The organism is Streptomyces sp. NPDC101151 (assembly GCF_044768335.1).
Lineage (GTDB): Bacteria > Actinomycetota > Actinomycetes > Streptomycetales > Streptomycetaceae > Streptomyces.
In genome coordinates this window covers 18519-36920 of the sequence record NZ_JBIWPP010000021.1, presented here as the reverse complement: position 1 = coordinate 36920, position 18402 = coordinate 18519, and the positions used below count along the sequence as shown (strand labels likewise).

At 70.8% G+C, this 18402-nt stretch carries 14 protein-coding genes and 1 pseudogene; 11 read left to right on the top strand and 4 right to left on the bottom strand.

The window, feature by feature from the left end; all coding sequences use genetic code 11:
• The first annotated feature begins 10 nt into the window (after positions 1-10).
• The gene (locus ACIRU3_RS30930) at positions 11-1570 is read left to right on the top strand and encodes a hypothetical protein (protein ID WP_404063074.1); all 1560 of its coding nucleotides are present in this window, start codon (positions 11-13) and stop codon (positions 1568-1570) included.
• Positions 1560-2984 carry a hypothetical protein gene (locus ACIRU3_RS30925; RefSeq protein WP_404063072.1) on the top strand — a complete coding sequence of 475 codons (1425 nt, stop codon included), beginning with the start codon at positions 1560-1562 and terminating at the stop codon, positions 2982-2984. Before ACIRU3_RS30930 ends, ACIRU3_RS30925 begins: the two co-directional genes overlap by 11 nt.
• Before the next feature lie 104 nt (positions 2985-3088).
• On the opposite strand, the gene ACIRU3_RS30920 is transcribed toward ACIRU3_RS30925, so the two are convergent.
• The gene (locus tag ACIRU3_RS30920) at positions 3089-4309 is read right to left on the bottom strand and encodes a metallophosphoesterase (protein WP_404063069.1); all 1221 of its coding nucleotides are present in this window, start codon (positions 4307-4309) and stop codon (positions 3089-3091) included.
• Positions 4310-5258: 949 nt separating this feature from the next.
• Between ACIRU3_RS30920 and ACIRU3_RS30915 the strand changes: the two genes are divergently transcribed.
• From ACIRU3_RS30915 to ACIRU3_RS30885, 7 genes and pseudogenes are all read left to right on the top strand, one after another.
• A complete protein-coding gene (locus ACIRU3_RS30915; protein WP_404063067.1) occupies positions 5259-5486 on the top strand; it encodes a hypothetical protein in 228 nt (75 codons plus the stop codon).
• 391 nt (positions 5487-5877) lie between these two features.
• Complete coding sequence (locus ACIRU3_RS30910; protein WP_404063064.1) at positions 5878-7851, top strand: nitrate- and nitrite sensing domain-containing protein; 1974 nt, start codon at positions 5878-5880, stop codon at positions 7849-7851.
• Positions 7848-8267 (top strand): roadblock/LC7 domain-containing protein, encoded by a 420-nt coding sequence (locus tag ACIRU3_RS30905; protein WP_404063061.1) that lies wholly within the window; start codon positions 7848-7850, stop codon positions 8265-8267. The genes ACIRU3_RS30910 and ACIRU3_RS30905 overlap by 4 nt, the downstream gene beginning before the upstream one ends.
• Before the next feature lie 580 nt (positions 8268-8847).
• Positions 8848-9504, top strand: a complete 657-nt coding sequence (locus ACIRU3_RS30900) for a response regulator transcription factor (RefSeq protein WP_404063058.1) — start codon at positions 8848-8850, stop codon at positions 9502-9504.
• Entirely contained in the window at positions 9501-10673 is a 1173-nt protein-coding gene (locus ACIRU3_RS30895; RefSeq protein ID WP_404063055.1) for a sensor histidine kinase, read from the top strand. The genes ACIRU3_RS30900 and ACIRU3_RS30895 overlap by 4 nt, the downstream gene beginning before the upstream one ends.
• Positions 10674-10721: 48 nt before the next feature.
• Positions 10722-11459: a DUF3152 domain-containing protein gene (locus tag ACIRU3_RS30890; protein WP_404063053.1), complete on the top strand. Its 738-nt coding sequence runs from the start codon at positions 10722-10724 to the stop codon at positions 11457-11459.
• A gap of 3 nt (positions 11460-11462) precedes the next feature.
• A pseudogene (locus ACIRU3_RS30885) lies at positions 11463-11990 on the top strand (VanZ family protein); the annotation flags it as partial.
• A 109-nt stretch (positions 11991-12099) separates the two neighbouring features.
• Here the strand turns inward: ACIRU3_RS30885 and ACIRU3_RS30880 are convergent.
• From ACIRU3_RS30880 to ACIRU3_RS30870, 3 genes are all read right to left on the bottom strand, one after another.
• The gene (locus ACIRU3_RS30880; RefSeq protein WP_404063051.1) at positions 12100-12432 is read right to left on the bottom strand and encodes a putative quinol monooxygenase; all 333 of its coding nucleotides are present in this window, start codon (positions 12430-12432) and stop codon (positions 12100-12102) included.
• Positions 12433-12655: 223 nt separating this feature from the next.
• On the bottom strand, positions 12656-12802 hold the full coding sequence (locus tag ACIRU3_RS30875; protein ID WP_404063049.1) for a hypothetical protein: 147 nt from the start codon (positions 12800-12802) through the stop codon (positions 12656-12658).
• A 125-nt stretch (positions 12803-12927) separates the two neighbouring features.
• Positions 12928-13383, bottom strand: a complete 456-nt coding sequence (locus ACIRU3_RS30870) for a peptidoglycan-binding protein (protein ID WP_404063046.1) — start codon at positions 13381-13383, stop codon at positions 12928-12930.
• Between the two features lie 2634 nt (positions 13384-16017).
• On the opposite strand from ACIRU3_RS30870, the gene ACIRU3_RS30865 reads away from it, so the two are divergent.
• Both ACIRU3_RS30865 and ACIRU3_RS30860 read left to right on the top strand, forming a co-directional pair.
• Positions 16018-16590, top strand: a complete 573-nt coding sequence (locus ACIRU3_RS30865) for a PadR family transcriptional regulator (RefSeq protein ID WP_404063043.1) — start codon at positions 16018-16020, stop codon at positions 16588-16590.
• Between the two features lie 84 nt (positions 16591-16674).
• Positions 16675-18399 (top strand): acyl-CoA dehydrogenase family protein, encoded by a 1725-nt coding sequence (locus tag ACIRU3_RS30860; RefSeq protein WP_404063040.1) that lies wholly within the window; start codon positions 16675-16677, stop codon positions 18397-18399.
• The last annotated feature ends 3 nt before the right edge of the window (positions 18400-18402 follow it).

Below are 18402 nucleotides of genomic sequence, written 5' to 3'. Positions count from 1 at the left end.
CGTGACAGCGGTGGAGCAGGTCTGGGGCCGTGCGGGCAACGGACCCTGGTGGGTGCGGGCGTGTGGGGTGCTGGGCGCGTCCGGGTTGGGCCGTGCCGCGGGGCTGTCACCACACTTCGCCGCCGACGCGGCGATGCTCGGGGGAGAACCGGGCGGCGGGCGACGGGTTCCCGTGCGGATCGTGGTGGCTCGTACAGAGCCCGGCCTGGTTCCGCTGCTGACCGGGGTGCGCATCGCCGATTCGCCGTTCGCCACGGACCTCCTTCCGGTCCCCGTCGTCCACTGCGCCGTCGACCGGCCCGAGCTGCGGCTGCCGCCCGGTCAGGCGGCGGCGCTCGACCGGCTCGCCCGCCTCCTGATCACCCACCGGACACAGCCGCCGCAGGCGGTGCTCCATGCCGCCCCGCGCACGGCGGCATGGCTCCGCATCCGCGTGTCCCAGGCGCCCGCCGGCCCTCTCTTCGGCACCGGCTGCGCAGGCACCGATGCGGTCGCGCGTGCGCTGCGCCGCTGCCATGACCTCACCGCCGCTGCTCCCGTGTCGCCGACTCTGGACGCGGCGGTGGCCGCACTGCTCCGCGAGCACGCGGTGATCAGCGCGCAGATGCGTGCCGCCCCCCTGCCCTGGCCCGCGCCGACAGCCCCTGCGGACGCCGGTGAGCCGCAGGACCGCCGTCGTCCCGCAGCGCGCCACCCAGCGGCCCCCGGGAGGCTCACGCCCCCTGAGCCAGGGCGCGACGTCCTGCACCTGGAGGTCGTCGACCTTCCCGTCGCCTCTGCGGACAGGACCGGCCCGCAGAGCGCGCGGGCACTGCGCCGGGCGGCCCTGGAGCTGCTGCACGCCGCACACCTCGTCCTGGCTGTCGTTCCGGCGGCCGAGCTCGGCGGGGATGTGGCACCCTCGCCGGCCGTCGCCGTGCTCAGCCGGCTGCTGGACCGTGTTCGGCGGGCACCCCACCCGCCGGCAGTGGTGCTCGTCGCGACGGTGGCCGGGCTGAGCGGGCCCGACGGTTTGGCCGATCTGGGCAGCTGGCTGCGACGCCGCGGCGGACGGACCCTCGGGTCTGCGGCCGAAGGGCTGCCCGTACGGGCGCTGGCCCTGGCCGAGGCCGGACGGGCGGTGGGGCTGCTGGATGGGTCGGCGCGACGGGCCGGGTACGCCGTGCGGCAGGCCGAGGCGGACTGTGCGGCCTCGGGGCTGACGGTGCTGTGCGACGACGTACTGCGGCCGCTGATCCAGGAGGCGCCCAGCCGCGTCCCCGAGCTCACCGCTCAGCGTGTGCGGGCCGCGTGCCGCGACATCCGACTCGACTGCCTCGATCTGACGGCCCGCCAGGAACATGCCGCCGCCCTGACGGTGATGCCCCCCGCAGGGCAGGCGGCCGTCAGCGGCGTAGCGCGCCCACGCGGGGGAGCACGCGCGGGCACGGCAGCCGTGGCAGCCGGTGTTCACCAGGAGCGCGACGGCCGCGAACTGTGGGACCGCCTCGAAGCCCTCGCCGTCTCCGCACTCGCGGAACGGACCGTGCGGCGGTCGGTCGCGGAAGGAGCAGAGCCCCGTGGAGACTGAACCGCTCGCCCTGGATGTGCTGTACGTGCTGTTGCTGGCGTCCGTCGTTCTCTGTGGGGCGCTCGGCCTCGCGTTGCGCCGTGCGTCACGTCGCCACAGCGTCGCAGCACCGACGAACCCGTCTCATGAGCTGGTCGCAACCGAGGTGGACCGGACCGGTAGGCAGCACGAAATGCAGCTCAACGCAGTTCTCGCGGAACGGGACCAGGCCCTCGCGGCCAACCAGCACCTGTACTCCCAGCTCATTGAGCTGCAGGGCAGCATGGAGGCACGCATGGAGGCCGAGGTGGACGGACGGCTGGCGGCTGCCCTGGAGGCGAGGTTGGAAGCCGCTGTGGAAGCGCGGGTGGCCGCCGTACTGGAGACGAAGGTGGAGACCGGTGTGGCGGCCCGGCTCGCGGAGGCGTCGGCGAAGGCTCTGGCTCGGTTCGCACCTCGTGACACCGGCCAGGTGCAGGAACCGCCGGGCGCGCCACCGCAGTCGCCGGCCGTACCGCACCAATTGCCCCTCGGCCGCGACTGCGCGGCCGACAGCACTGTCGACGGTGCCGACCTCGGCCCCCTGATCGTGCGGGCCGCCTCCGTGCGGGGACCCCGGCAGCGCGAGGACGGTGAACACCGGCGGGACGCCGTCATGGTGAGGCTGGTCGAGGAGATTCCCTCACCGACCCTGCTCAGCGTGGTGGCGGCCGGAGCGCCGCGCGGGCTCTGGTCGCAGTCGGCCGCGCAGCGGGCCTGCCGCAGCCTCGCCGCGCAGCTGGGTCACTACGGTGAGCGTCTCGGCGGTGTGCTCGATCGCGGCCGTGATCCGGATCCGCACACCGCCACGCCTCCGGCCGGGCACGCCGCGGTGGGGGACGAGGCAGAAGACGGTGAGCTGGGCGGTCTGCTGCGCGCCGCCGTGCAGGGTGTCGGGCACTCCATCCGTCTGGTGGCACGTGACGAGGGGGGTGCTACGGGCGTCGGTGCCGACGCCGCCAAGACGGAGGCCGACGTCGGGGTGGACGTCGCGCTGACGGCACTGCTGTCCGAGCTCGGTGATCATCAGCGGCGTCGGCACGTGGCGTTCGGTATCGGCGACACCTGTGTCCTGCGGCTCAGGAACGGCGTGTGGGAGACAGTCTTCGCCGGGGTGCGCGAGGCACGGCTTCCCACCGGCGTGGGTGAGTTGCGCTGCGCACGGTTCGAGACACGCCCGAACGATCTAGTGGCCGTGTGCACCGCTTCGGTGGCGGAGCTGCTGCTCCGTGAGGATCTCGGCGAGTGGTTCGCGCTGCGGTGGGCGCGCGGCCGTCCACATCTGACGGAGTTCTTCTCCGACGTCAACGTCCGGGTGAGGTGTACGGGCGGGGACCGGTCGGTGGTCTGCCTCTGGGACTTCGGCGAAGCCCGCCGAGCCCCGGAACCCGCCTGAGCCGCCGTTTTCCGCGGAGATCCGTCCTGGGTCGGTGCGGGCGATCGTGACGCGACACGGTCCGCTGCCCGTGCTGGTTCCGTGCTGGCTTGGTCCGCCCTCAGCTACGGCGAGGTGGGCAGGTGCGGGGAGCGGAGCACGAGCAGGGTGATCTCGCTGGGGGCGAACACGCGGAACGGCGGGCCCCAGAAGCCGGTGCCGCGGCTGGTGTAGAGGAGGGTGCGGGTGCCGTGGTGGCTGAGGCCGGCGAGGGCGGGCTGGTCGATGCGGACCAGGTGGTGGAAGGGCCAGATCTGGCCGCCGTGGGTGTGGCCGGAGAGTTGGAGGTCGATGCCGTGGGCCGCCGCCCGGTCGACGAACTTGGGCTGGTGTGCCAGGAGCAGGACGGGCAGGTCGGGGTCGGCGCCGTTCAAGGCTCCGGCGAGATGGGCGCGGTGGCCCGCCAGGCCGGAGGACTCGGCGGTGACGTCATCCACGCCGGCGACCACGAGGGTGTCGCCTCCGCGTTCGAGCAGCAGATGGCGGTTGCGCAGCGGCTCCCAGCCCAGCTCGTCCATCAGGTCGACCCAGCCCTGGGCCTCGCTGTAGTACTCGTGGTTGCCGGTGACGTATACACGGGCCCGGGTTGCGCGCACGGTTCCGAGTGGGGCGGCCTGGGCACGGCGGCGTTCGGCCGTGCCGTCCGCGATGTCGCCGGTGTGGCAGACCAGGTCGGCTTCCAGAGCGTTCACCGTCTCGCATACCCGCGCCGACCAGCGAGCGCGATCGAGCGGGCCGTAGTGGGTGTCGGTGATGAGGACGACGCGAATGCTGTCCAACCCGGCGCCCAAACGCGGGAGTTGCACGTCGAGTCGGCGCACGCGTGGTACGCGGCGGGCCTCGGCGTATCCCCAGCCGAGTAGTACGGCGGTTACGCCGAGGACGGCCCAAGTGACGATTCGGGCCCGGTCCTGGCTCTCGCCGACGCCGGCCACGGCCAGGGCGAGCCGCAACAGGACGCCGAGCAGAACGGACCAGGTGAACAGGACCCAACTGGTGCCCAGCAGGGTGTCCCCGACGATCGCCGCCCGGTCCTGCTGGCGCCGGCCGTGGCCGCGCACCATCGCGAGCGGCATCCCGACGAGGCCGAGGGCGAACAGGGCGGTGCCGGCGAGCGTGATGGGCAGCGGCCAGTGCTGGCCGCTGTGCAGGAGCACCCAGCAGGGCACGGCCCACAGCAGGACGGGGGCGATCAGAGGGATGTAGCGCATCAGGCGGTGCAGCCGGCTCTGCCGCGGAGCTTGCGCTTCGCTGTCGGCGGGTCGGGTGTCGCTGGTGTCGGTCACGCTTCCCCTCTCTGGCCAGGCTGGCCGTCTCGCGCACTGTATCCGGTCGCCCTCGGGCCGGCCGGACCGGCGTTCATGGGCGGCGGCCCCTTGGGGCGGGCTCGGGCCACGACCGCCCCGACCACCGGCTGGGGGCGGCGTGCGGAATGGGCATCAAGCTGTTCGGAGTTGCCGGCCCCTTGCTGCAGGACGACCGACGAGACACTGACGTGAGCCAACAGCACATTCCTTCCCCACCAGGAGATCATGTCGCGTGATCGCCGAACAGTGCGAGGCAGACGGCACCAACCTGCGCAGGGCCAACGCCGTCGGCGGTCTCGTGATCGTGACCAGCGCCCGGTATCCCCGGTGGCGGTCCCAAGGTCACGCCGCCCGAGGACGACGCCCGCTCGGGCAAAGCCTGCACCGCCGAAGGCCCAGCACCTCAGGGGACCGCGCAGTGAGCAGCGACATCACTCCTGTGCGTGACCCGGTCAGCAGGCCATCCCGGCGCGGCATGACGGTCGAGGCGGAGGACCGTGTCCCGTGCGGCCGGGTCCTTGCGGTGGGTCCTGGCATGGCGTGTGAGTCGGATGGTCTTCAGCATGGGGGCATTCCCCCGGGGCCGACGGCGTGCCGGTGCTTGGCGGGCCGGTGCCAGACGTCAGGGAACAGCGATGAAATCGCGCTGACACCGGACGCCGTCACGGCTCATCTCCGCCGGTGGGCCTGGGTGAGGCACCTTTGCAGACGGGCGTGGCGGAACTGGTAGACCGCACCGGCCTGGCGCAGGACGCCACGCCGGTAGGCGTCGTCGAGGACGGTGGCGACGGCCCAGGGGAGGCGCCGGTCAGCGGCAGCCGGATGCGCGAGTACACACCGTTGCCCCCAGGCGGTCAGGCTCCTCCCGGCGTCCGAGGGACGTGACCGGCGGCCACACGCAACCCACCGAACCCAGCAGGAGACAGCCATGGCCGACAGCTGCCGATACCGGTGCGGTGAGTGCGGGCACCGCACCGCCTGGGGGAGCGAATCCCAGGGGGCGGAGGCGATCGAGGCGCACTACGGCCGAAGCCATCCGGATGTCGTTTCCGGCGGGATGGTCGAGTTCCGCAAGGGATCGTCTTCCGGCTGCTCCGGATGTTTGATCGCCCTGGGCATCCTGGTCCTCGTCCTGATCATCGCCTCCCGGCACTGATCGCGCTGACCGCACGGTCGACGGCCTCCTGGCGCCGGGCCATGCCGTAGGCCGACCACGGCACCCGATGTGCTGGGTAGCGGCCGGCGCCTGACACCACCTGTGTCGTCACCCGCGGTCACACTCTCCTGGCCCGCGGTGTGAGGGCGGCGCAACTGAACTTCCCACCCGGTCTAACAGGTCGGAAACCGGCCGCTACGGCGGTCGGACTACCTTCGTGAGCATGAGGGTGTGGACGCCAGTACGGTCGGCGCTCAGCGGGCTTGGCGCAACCGGCAAGGGCGGTTTAGGCAACAGCGGTTTAGTCAAGGGCAGTTCGAGGCGCCGCCGAAGGGGCCGTACGTCTCCCGGCCGTCGGCCGATGCCTGGCTGGCGCAGCGTCAGGGGCCGTGTGGCGTTGGTCATCACGGTCCCGATCTGCCTGCTGCTGGCGGTGGCCGGTCTCGCCGTGCACGGCCGCGCCGTGGCCCTCGACGATGCCCGGACGACCCTTTCCGAGGTTGACCTCAGTCTTCGAATCCAGGCCCTGGTACACCAGCTGCAACGCGAACGCGGCCTGACCAACGGTTTGTTGGGAGGTGAGGAGGAGTTCCGCCCACCGCTCGCCGTTACTCGCAAGCGCGTTGACACGGCGCTGCGCGGAATGCGCGGCGAAAGCGCCGTCGAGGATGTCATCCAGCGGCACTTGCAGCGCCTTGCCGACATCCGGGCCGCCACCGACACGGACACCGCAGACCGGGCCGGGACCTTGACCTTCTACACCACGGCCGTCGAAGCCCTCAACGCCGTCGACCCGGTGGCCGCAACCGCGACTGGCGCGAACCGTCAACTGCGTGGTGATCTGGGGGCGTTGCGGGAGCTGGCTGCGGCCAAGGAGTCAGTCGCTCTGGAACGCGGCTTCCTCAACGGCGTGTTCGCCGAAGGCGGCTTTCACGGCCGCGAGTACCTCACGTTCACCGAGGTGCGTGCCACGCGCGTCGCCGCCCTCGCCCGTTTCCGTCAGGTCGCCACCGCACCCCAGCGGGCGGCTCTGAAGAATGCGTTCGGCACCGAGGACGCCGAACGCGCCACCGGCTACGAGAACCGTGCGGAAGGCGCCGCCGACGGCTCCGCGCTGCACGCCGACGCCGGCGCCTGGTGGGATGCGATGACCGTACTCGTCGACGATCTGTACGCCGTCCAGCAGTCGGTCGGTGACGACGCGAGGGACCGGGCCGGCCGGCTCGGCGACAACGCCGAGATCGGCCTCGCCGTCCATCTCGTCGCAGGAGCACTCGTGGCGGCCCTCGTCGCGGGCCTCGCCGCCTTTGCCTCCCGTTCCCTCACGCGCCCCCTCGGCGCGCTCGCCGCGTCCGCCCACGACGTGGCGCGGCACCGACTTCCCGCAGCCGTCGCCCGTATCCAGCAGTCCCCGCAGGACCATGCTGAGCTCCTCCCGCCGGCGGATGCGCCGGACAACCCCGACCCACGGCTGCTGGGCGGCGCGGCGGAGATCGCCGAAGTCGCAGCGTCCCTGCAGCAGGTGGAACACACAGCCCTCCGGCTGGCCGCCCAGCAGGCCGGCCTGCGCCGTAACACGACCGAATCGCTCGCCAATCTGGGCCGCCGCAACCAGAACCTCGTGCGCCGTCAGCTCAGCCTCATCACCCGCCTGGAACGGCAGGAACTCGACCCGGACGCCCTCGCCGAGCTCTTCGAACTCGACCACCTCGCCACCCGTATGCGGCGCAACGCCGAGAGCCTTCTGGTCCTGGCCGGGCAGAATCCGCCGCAGCCCACGGCAGCGCCCGCCGACTGCCTGGAAGTCGTCCAGTCCGCCGTCGCCGAGGTGGAGCAGTACCGGCGGGTCCTGATCGCCACCGTGGAACCGGCGCGGGTGCGCGGACACGCCGTCGCCGATGTCGCCCACCTGCTTGCCGAACTCATCGAGAACGGGCTGACTTTCTCGCCCCCGACCGAACCGGTCGAGGTGCACGGCTGGTACGACACCGAGGACGACATGTACTGCTTCGCTGTGGTCGACCACGGCATCGGCATGTCCGAAGCCGACAGGGAACGTGCCAACGCCCGCCTCTCCGACGCCGGCGAGGAGGCTTTCCTCGCCGCGCCCACTCGGTTCCTCGGCCACCTCGTCGTCGGCCGACTCGCCCAACGCCTCGGCGAGGGTGCCCAAGTCCACCTCTTCGACACCACCGGCGGCGGCCTGTCCGCACTCCTTGCCCTCCCCGGGCGCCTGCTCGCTCCCGTGGAGGGCCCCTCCGCCTCACCCCCGCCCGCCAGGCCCGCTGTCTCCTCCCTGCTCAACGGCTTCCGAGCAGGTGTCGCCCGTGCCGAGGCCCGAAGCACACAAGGAGCGTCATCGTGACCACCGCCATCCAGAATTTCGGCTGGCTCATCTCGGAGTTCGTACGCACCGCCGACGGCGTCACCGATGCCGTCGCCGTCTCCTCCGACGGTCTGCTCATGGCCGCCTCGGACAGCCTTGGCCGAGATCGCGCCGACCACCTCGCCGCCGTCGTCTCCGGCATCACCAGCCTCGCCCAGAACGCGGCCACGACACACGGCTTCCGCGGCATGAAGCTCGTCATGATCGAAATGCTCGGGGGCTTCCTCATAGTGGGTCGCATCCGCGACGGCAGCTGCCTCGGCGTCCTCGCCGCCGAGGGTTGCGACGTCGGCCTGGTCGGCTATGAGATGGCCGTCCTCGCCGACCGCGCCGGACAGCTGCTGACCCCGCAGTTGGTACGCGAACTCCACTCCGCTCACCTGGCCGCCGGATAGTCGAGGCATGCCCAGCGCGTCCTGGCGGGTCGGGCGCCGTCTGCACGCCGGCCGCGTAGACGGCACCGGCCACGGTCATCATGACCGTGGCCGAGATGGCGATCCATGCCACTGCGCCCTTGCCGGCCTTGGTCGTCGGGTCCTCGACCCACCGGTAGTAGTCCCGGGCGATCGTGCCTCGCACGGGAGCCAGTATGAGCGGGAACATGACCAGGACCGTCGCGTAGAGACAGAGGGTCTCGGGCAGCGTGTTTGGTGCGCCGTGTCGTGCAGTTCGTCGACCGCGTCGAGCAGTGCCGCATGGCGGGGCGACCACGCGGCTCGGCTGCGGTGTCGACGCCGGTGCTGGCAGTGGAGCTGTTCCGGGCTGAGTCCCGCCTGCTGGGCGAGGGGCGCCGCATATGTGCCCCCTTCGTAGGCGCAGCTGGTGCGTGCGGCCTGACGGCGAGGGCGCGGCCCTCCTAGGGAGGGTCCCTGAGTGAACGCGCACTCCGCGCGCGCCGTCTCCTCTGGTACGGGTGCGGGTGCCCGGGCGCCGCGGGCACCCGGAGCACGAGCGGCGGACGAGGGGGAGGACGGCATGCGCATTCTGGTCGTGGAGGACGAGGAGATGCTCGCCGACGCGATCGCGCAGGGGCTGCGGCAGGAGGCGTTCGCGGTGGACGTCGTACACGACGGAGAGGCGGCTCTGGAACGCCTGGCCGTCAACGCGTACGACGTGATGGTGCTCGACCGCGACCTGCCCAGGCTCCACGGCGACGAGGTGTGCCGGCGCACCGTCACCTCCGGCACCGACGTGCGGATCCTGATGCTGACCGTGTCGACGACCATCGCCGAGAAGGTCGCCGGGCTCACCATCGGCGCCGACGACTACCTTGCCAAACCCTTCGCCTTCGCCGAACTGGTCGCCCGCATCCGTGCACTGGGCCGCCGTGCCCGGCCCCCACAGCCGCCGGTACTGGAGCGCTCGGGCATCCGGCTCGATCCGCATCTGCGGGAGACGTATCGGGACGGTCGTCCCGTGGCCCTGTCACGAAAGGAGTTCGCGGTGCTGGAGGAATTGCTCCGCGCGGCCGGTGCTCCGGTATCGGCGGAGATGCTGCTGGAACGCGTCTGGGACGAGAACATCGACCCGTTCACCACGATCGTCCGCGTCACCGTCCGCGGGCTCCGCCGCAAACTGGGCGAACCGCAGGTCGTGGAGACCGTCACCGGTGTGGGATACCGCGTCCGATGAGCGCACCCAGTCCGCGGACGGACCCCGCCGCACGACCCAGGTCCTCGTGGCGCGGGAGTCTGCGGCTACGGCTGACCGCGGTGTTCGGCCTGCTGTTCTTCGTCGCCGCCGCGGCCGTTCTCGCAGGGGCCGTCATTTTGGTGCGCAACAGCATGCAGTACAGCCTGGACATCGTCTTTTCACCCGACCACGCCTCCGACAGCGACTCGGGTACCAAGAGCATCATCATGGACTCGATGCGCAGGAACCTGCTGACCAAGGGCGGTCTGACCGTCCTGGCGGTGGGTGTGCTCGCCACGACGGCCGGCTGGCTCGTGTCCGGACGGCTGCTGCGCCCCCTGCACCGGATCACTTCCACCGCCGAGCGCATCGCCGGGCAAACCCTCCACCGGCGCATCGCCCTCGACCTTCCTCCGGGCGAGGTGAAGCGGCTGGCCGACGCCTTCGACCAGATGCTCGACCGGCTCGATGGCGCCTTCGCGGGCCAGGAACGCTTCATCGCCAACGCGGCTCACGAGCTGAAGACTCCGCTGGTCATCAACCGGACCCTGGTCGAGGTCGCCCTGAACCAGCAGGACGTGCCGCCCGAAACCCAGCAACTGGGTGTCAATCTCCTCGCCGTCAACGCCCGTCACGAACGCCTCATCGATGCCCTGCTCACGCTCGCCCGTGCCGGGGACGCGCTGACCGACCGCGTTCCGCTGGACCTGGCGGACATCTGTCTGGCCGTCATCGAGGCGGCCGAACCGGATGCGGTACGGGAAGAGGTGCGCATGACACACCGGCTCGCTCCCGCGTCCACTGTCGGCGACCCGATCCTGCTGGAGCAGATGATCCGCAACCTGGTGGAGAACGCGGTGCGCCACAACCGGCGCGGCGGTCACCTGGAGGTCACCACACGTCACAGCGCGCGGGGATCGCAGGTCGAGGTGACCAACACCGGGGCGGTCATCTCCGCGCATGAGATCCCCGTGCTGTTCGAGCCCTTCCGCCGCCTCACCGACCGGATCGGATCGGCGCGCGGCAGCGGTCTGGGCCTGTCCATCGTCCGGGCCGTGGCGCAGACCCACGGCGGCGATGTGGCCGCTGTGCCGCGCCCCGGCGGAGGGCTCACCGTGTGCGTGACGCTGCCGGCCCGAGAGGGCCATGCCGGGACGAGGCGGCCGTGAGAGCCGACGCTCACGCCCGGTTCACATCGGGGTCGGTGCAATGGCCCCATGAGGCACCGTCGTTCACCCAAGGAACATCCGTGGCGTACCGCTGTCCTGTCCGTCGTCGTGCTGGGAGCGGTCGTCGTCGCCTGCCCGTACGTCGTGGCCGGGATCGACCACAGCCGAGGGCTGGGCGTCGCGTCACCCGGCGGCCGGGGCACCGCCGCACCAAGCGGCGAGGTGCCGGGACACGGCAGAGGTACGTTCACCCGGGCCACCGGCAACTCGGCCGTGTCGGGCGACGGCAAGCCGCTGCGCTACACCGTGGACGTCGAGGACGGCACCGGCCAGCACCCGCAGGCCTTCGCCAGGGAGGTCGACCGCATCCTGGCCGACCCGCGCGGCTGGACCGCGAACGGTACCGCGTTCCAGCGCGTCGACCGGCCGCCCTACGACTTCAAGGTTCACCTTGCCTCTCCTGCCACGACGGACCGGCTCTGCGCCCGCTTCGGCCTGGACACCGGCGGTGAGGTCAACTGCCAGGGCGGAACCGATGTCGTGGTCAACCTCAAGCGCTGGCTGCTGCTGAGCCCCTACTACAGGGGCCGATCCGCGATCTATCACGCGCTGATCGTCAACCACGAAGTCGGCCATCGTCTCGGCCACGGCCACCAGCGGTGTCCCGGCCCGGGCAAGCCGGCGCCCGTGATGATGCAGCAGATCAAGGGACTGCACGGCTGCACGCCCAACGCCTGGCCGTTCGACCGCTCAGGCCGGCCCGTCGAAGGCCCCGCCGCCCCCTGAGCCATGACGCCGACCCGCACCGGCTCCCACGCCGCCCACCCTGAAGGACCCTCCATGATCGAAGCAGTTCTGCATGCCACCCCTCTGTTCTGGCCCGGGGCGCTGCTCTCCGTCCTGGCCGCGCTGCTGTGCCGCCAACGTCTCGGTCAACGGCTCGGTGTCGCCCCGTCCACCGCCTTTCTCCTGGTGCTCTCACTCGGCGGCATCGTCACGCTCACCCTGCTTCCGGACCTCGACGCCCACTACCTGGACAACCTTCGCTACGCGGACCCGGCCTGGCAGACAAGCTGGCACGTTCCCCGACCCGCCGAACTGGCCACCATCAACCAACAGAGCCTGAATGTCGCGCTGTTCGTCCCGCTGGGCGTGGCCGTCGCACAGATCCGCCCGAGGACACGTGCTGTGCTGACGGCAGCGGCAGCCGCCGCGCTGCCGTTCGGTGTCGAGGCCACTCAATACGCCGTCCCGTGGCTGCTGCGAGCCGCCGACGACCAGGACATCGCAAGCAATCTGCTCGGCCTTGCGCTCGGAACGACCGCACTCGTCCTGCCGTGTCCCCGCAACCGCAGCGGACGGAGCGGGGAGACCCGGCAGTCATACCGTGAGCGCGCTGCTCGCTGTCGCGCGTCCGGACAGGCAGCTACTCCTGTCCGGGGACGGCCATCTCCCCAAGGAGCGACCAGTCGTCCTGCGGAACTGTCGCATTCACGATGCGCGGCGTCTCGGCCAGATGGGGCGGCAGCGTCTGCTGCGCAGCCTTGAAGTGCGCGGACTGCACATGCCTGGCGCCGGCCTCGTCGTCGCGGAAGGCCTCGACCAGGACGTACTCCGTCGCGTCCGTCACGCTGCGCGACCAGTCGAACCACAGGCAGCCGGGCTCGGCGCGCGTGGCCCGGGTGAAGTCGGCGGTGATCTCGGGCCAGCGGTCGGCGTGCTCGGGACGGACTCGGAACTTGGCGGTAATGAAGATCACGGGATTCCTTCGCTGACGTCTGTGCGTTCGGCACCGAACGGGCGGTGCGTACGGCCGATCGTACGATCCCGGTCTGCTGTCGCCGGCTCGCCGACCCCACGACAACGGACGCGTCGCGGCATTGCGGCGCACGGCCGCGGCGCCCCACGCGCCGCTGCAGGCCCCTGATGGGCGGCCCGCTCCGATGGAGCGGGCAGGTCGCGCGGGCATGCCCGACGGATCGTTACGACCGGAGTACCGACTGACCGTCCGCGTAGGGAAGGACCTTGGCGCGCGGCAGCCGCACGAGGACCTCCTCGCCGAGCGGAACTCCCTCCTCCCGCGGCGTCGTGGCCCGGGGGAGGTGCCCGGCGACCTCGACCTCGAGCACGCGCCGAGCGCCGTGGTCGCCCACGTCTCGCAGCCGGCCGGGGAAGGTGTCGGGGCCGGGGGTGGGTGACGACCGCGATGAAGGCGCGGCCTCGTGAGTGCCCCTTCAGGACCTTCTGGCGCTGGTCATCTGGTCCGCAGCATGAGGGCGAAACGGGTGTTGTCGCCGTAGACACCGGTCTCATCGCCGTGGATCCCGTACCGCTTCTGAAACAGGGTCACTGCCGCTCGGACCTCCGTGTCGTAGCGGCCGTCGATCGGGCCACCGTCGTATATGCCGGGTATCTGCAGGAGACGTACCTGCAACTCGTAGATGCCATGGCCGCTGTCGCCCTGGCGCAGGACGCCCGTGCCAGGGATTTCGGGGAGCGGCGGGTCTGGAGTGCCGGGCCGCGGGCGGTTCCTCTGCCCCGCAGTCGGGAGAGAGGGATCCGTCGGCGTGGGAGTCGCCGGCAGCGTGGATTCCATGTGCCGGGGAGGCGAAGAGGAGGTCGCAGGGTCGGAGTTGTGGTCGGTCAGCAGCCAAGTGGCGAGGATCAACCCGCTCGCCGCGCCCAGCCCGAAGACTCCGGTGATCCGCACGTCACTGCGGCTGGTGAATCGTCGCCGTCTGCCACCGGTCTTCCTCCCGTGTGCGCGGGTGGATGGCGCGGACCCCTTTGAGGGCCCGGTGTCCAGCTGGTCGAAGGGGACGGCCGGGCAGTGGGGGACGTTCGGCCGAGCGGTGCCCGGCCGGGGGCTCCTGTGCGGCTCGCCTTCCTGCTGGGGAGCCGGAGTTGGGAAAGCCGCGGCTGGCGCCACAACGTCCGGACCCTGTCCACCGGCCGTCGGCGGCTTTCCCGTCGACGGGGGAGGGACGGCCTCCAGATCTCCGGGCAGCCCCGGCGGCTCCGCTACGACAGCCTGCGGGGTGTTCTGGCGCGCGCCGCCGGTCTGCAGCGATTCAGTGGCGGTCGGGCGGTCGGGCCCCGCACCCTCTGGTTGTGTGCCTGACGACCCACGTCCCACCGGCAGTGCCCGGCCGGGTGCGGAGGAAGCCGGGGTTGGGGACGGGGACGAGGCCGGCTGGGGAAAGCGGGCATCCTCGGCCGGGTGACCGTGCCGGCTCTGGGGCCGAGGCGGGCCTGCGACGTGTTCCTGGTTGTCGTCGCGCAGGAGGTCGGCACGTGCGGCATCCAAAGCGTCCAGCACGGCTTGGAAGGAGTCCCTGGTCTCTTGCGCGATGTCAGGGCCTGAGCCGGGAGTCCGCTCAGGGTCGGCGTCGTTTCGACCCACCGAGTCCTCCTCAGCCTTCTTGATTCTGACGGTCCACTTCTTTCCTCAGCAGCGGTCAGGTCCCGGGTGTCGGGTGGTGATCACTGCGAGGGCCTCCGCGCAGGGCGCCCGGGTGGCCGGTTTCCCTTCTTCTTCTCAGGAAGGCAATACGTAGGCCCTACGGCCTTGTCTTCATCCTGCGGCCGGTATGTAACCCACGCCTCATTCAAAGCCCAGGCGGTGCTCCGGCCGTACACCCCGTTCTGCAGAGCCCCTAGTCCGCCGAACTGTGAACCGATCACCGCGTCCGCGCCTGTGACACGCCGTGCTGGAGCTGACCGGAAAGACGGTCGGACACCGCCTGGAGCGCCGGCGCCGGCGTGCTGCGTGACCAGGGTGGTGTTCCGAAGCGCCGACGCTGATGCGACCGTGTCGCCGCGCCGGCACCGGCAGCCTGACGCAGCTCACCTGGTTGCCCGTGAGTGCTCAATTCCGGGTCCGCCTGGCCGCCCCGCCCCAGGGCATCGCAGGAGCGAAGAGATGCGCGCAGGGTACGTCGGTCGAGCGGAGGGAAGTGAGCAGCACTCGGGCCGGATCGAACCGCGACCGTTCGGCTCGTACGCCGAGGCTGCCGCGCCGTCGCGGTCATCAACGCCCTTGCCAGCAGAGTTACATACCCCACTTTCCGGCCTTCGGGTGAGCACTCATTCGCTGCGACTCGTTGACCCCGGTAACCGGTGACCCACCTGCGGACCGGTGAGTGAGGTTCACACATGGCAATGATCGGCTCCCGACAAACCGAGCGGCGTCTCACCGCCGCTGACTGCTGCCCGGACCGGGTGCACCTGTGCTCCCGTCGACTCAAGTACTGAGAACGGTCGCTACATGGACTACTGCATCCCGTGCAGCCGCACGCTCAACGGCGCCGTAACCTGCCCGGAGTGTGGGGCGTACGACCCCGGCATGGCGCAGCTGAGCGATCGGAGAGACGGCGCTCCGGCCGTCGAGGCCGCGATGCCGCAGGTCCGCTCGAGCGGGGGACCGAGCCCCTCCGGGGCGCCCCTTCCTGGTCTGCCGACTGCCTCGCAAGACCTGTCGGCCGACCAGTACGACCGTCCGGCGCGGCTGAAGAAGTATGCTGTCCGGTCTCTTGCCGCAGCCGCCTTCACCCTCCTCGGAGGCCTGGCCACCGCATCGGTGCTCCCCCAGTCGACGGCCCCACGAGCAGCCTCGATCCCGGAACAGCCATCCCCCGAAGAGCCCGGGGTCCGCGTTCCCGATGCACAGGCCTCACCGGAGCGTGTGACCACGCACCCGGCCCGAAAGGGCGTCCGGGACCGAAAGGGTGACGGGATCCGGCGCCTTCTGCCAACGGCGACTCGCAGCACGTCACCGGTCTCTCGGCCTCCCGCCACCACCAGTGCGCCGCCACCGGTGAAGGCGAAGCCGACCCCCCGAGCCTCCAGCGGCCGCGGCCCCAGCTCGCCCTCGCAGACGGCAACCCCTTCCGCGAGGCCCCCCTCCGCCAGTCCTTCCGTCAGTCCTTCCCGCAGCATCAGCGCCTCTCCCACCAGTTAGTCGCTCACCGAGCAGCAATGGGGAAGCCGGTGGCTGAGACACCGGCAGGGCTCCCCGGCACAGAAACCTCCACCTGGTCCGCGCATGGCATATACGTGGTGATGCCGGCCCGGCCAGGGTCGCCTTTCGCAGTGGTCCCGGCCCAGGCCGTGTCGGGGTTCGCCGTAGACCCGGCTCAGCCGCTGGGCGGGGCCCTGCGGGTGCGGCGCGTGAGCGGGCTGTCGAGCCTGTTGGCAGCAGCGGCCGCCTGGATGCCCCCGGTGCCTGCGCGGAAGGACGGCGAGGGGTCTGCCACCGGGACGGTGGTAATCCGCGGGGTGAGCCGCGTCGCATCGGAGCGCGCGGCGCTTGCTATGCAACTCGTTGCATAGCAAGATTGACGTCATGGCGCTCGAACACGCGATCCTGGTGTCGCTCCTGGAGAAGCCCGGATCCGGCTATGAGCTCGCCCGGCGTTTCGAACGGTCCATCGGCTACTTCTGGAGCGCGACCCACCAACAGATCTATCGCGTGCTCAAGCGCATGGAGAACGACGGTTGGGTCGATGTCCGGGACGTCCCGCAGCAGGGCCGGCCGGACAAGAAGGAGTACTCCGTCGCCGACCTAGGCCGGGCCGCGCTGTCCTCCTGGTTGCACGATCCGATCGAGCCGGAGAGCGTCCGTCACGACCTGGCCGTGAAGATCCGGGGCGCCGCCTTCGACGACCCGACCGCCCTGATCCGCGAAGTGGAGCGGCACCGGCAGGTGCACCGCGACCGACTGGCGCACTATCTCGCAGGAGAGGCGCGGGACTTCACGGGACCCGAGGCACACACAGCCGGTCCGGAGACTCCGTTCGACGCGGAGCGAGAACTCCAGCACGTCGTACTGCGCGGAGGCATCGCGTACGAGCGGATGATGATCGACTGGCTGGACGACGTGCTCGCCACGCTGGCCCGGTTCGGTCCTGGCCGCTGATCGCCGCCGATGCCCCCGATCCGGCCCGTCCGGCCGTAAGACCTCACGATTCCCGACCGTCCACCAGCCGAAAGGCGTCCCACCATGGCTGACCAGCTGCTGTTCAACCCGCGCAGCTACGACCCCGCGCACTTCGACCCCGAGACGCGCCGCTTGCTGCGAGCCACCGTCGACTGGTTCGAGGAGCGCGGGAAGCGGCGGCTGATAGAGGACTACCGGACCCGCGCGTGGCTCGGTGACTTCCTCTCTTTCGCCGCGAAGGAGAACCTGTTCGCCACCTTCCTGACGCCGTCGTCTGCCGCGGGGGAGGGCGAGCCGGACAAGCGGTGGGACACCGCCCGGATCGCCGCGCTCAACGAGATCCTCGGCTTCTACGGCCTGGACTACTGGTACGCCTGGCAGGTGACGATCCTCGGCCTCGGCCCGGTCTGGCAGAGCGACAACACCGCCGCCCGAGCCCGCGCCGCGGAACTCCTCACCCAGGGAGAGGTGTTCGCGTTCGGCCTGTCCGAGAAGGCCCACGGCGCCGACATCTACTCCACCGACATGCTGCTCGAGCCCGACGGCAACGGCGGCTTCAACGCCACCGGCTCCAAGTACTACATAGGCAACGGCAACGCCGCCGGACTCGTCTCCGTCTTCGGCCGTCGCACCGACGTCGAGGGCCCCGACGGCTACGTGTTCTTCGCCGCAGGCAGCCGTCACCCTGCCTACCACCTGGTCAAGAACGTCGTCGACTCCTCGAAGTTCGTCAGCGAGTTCCGCCTGGAGGACTATCCCGTAGCCGCCGAGGACGTTCTGCACACCGGCCGCGCCGCCTTCGACGCCGCCCTCAACACCGTCAACGTCGGCAAGTTCAACCTGTGCACCGCCTCGATCGGCATCTGCGAGCACGCGATGTACGAGGCCGTCACCCACGCCCACAACCGCATCCTGTACGGCCGCCCGGTCACCGCCTTCCCGCACGTGCGGCGCGAGCTGACCGACGCGTACGTCAGGCTCGTCGGCATGAAGCTGTTCAGCGACCGCGCCGTCGACTACTTCCGCTCCGCCGGCCCGGACGACCGCCGCTACCTGCTCTTCAACCCGATGACGAAGATGAAGGTGACCACGGAGGGCGAGAAGGTCATCGACCTGATGTGGGACGTGATCGCGGCCAAGGGCTTCGAGAAGGACAACTACTTCGCCCAGGCGGCCGTGGAGATCCGCGGCCTGCCGAAGCTGGAGGGCACGGTCCACGTCAACCTGGCGCTGATCCTGAAGTTCATGCGCAACCACCTCCTCGACCCGGTCGAGTACCCCGGCGTGCCGGCCCGCCTCGACGCGGCCGACGACGACTTCCTGTTCCGTCAGGGACCGGCCCGCGGCCTCGGCTCGGTGCGCTTCCACGACTGGCGACCCGCCTTCGAGGCGTACGCGCACCTGCCCAACGTGACCCGCCTGCGCGAACAGGCCGACGCACTCTGTGCGTTCGTCGCAACGGCCGCCCCCGACGCGGAGCAGAGCCGCGACCTCGACCTCCTTCTCTCGGTCGGTCAGCTCTTCTCCCTCGTCGTGCACGGGCAGCTCGTCCTGGAGCAGGCGGCCTTGACCGGACTCGACGAGGACGTGCTCGACGAACTCTTCGCCGTCCTCGTGCGGGACTTCTCCGCGCACGCCGTCGAACTGCACGGCAAGGACTCGGCGACCGAACAGCAGCAGGAGTGGGCGCTGAGTTCGGTCCGGCGGCCGGCCGTCGACGAGGCGCGCACGGAGCGGGTCTGGCAGCAGGTCGAGGCGCTGTCCGGCACCTACGAGATGGCCCCGTAGACG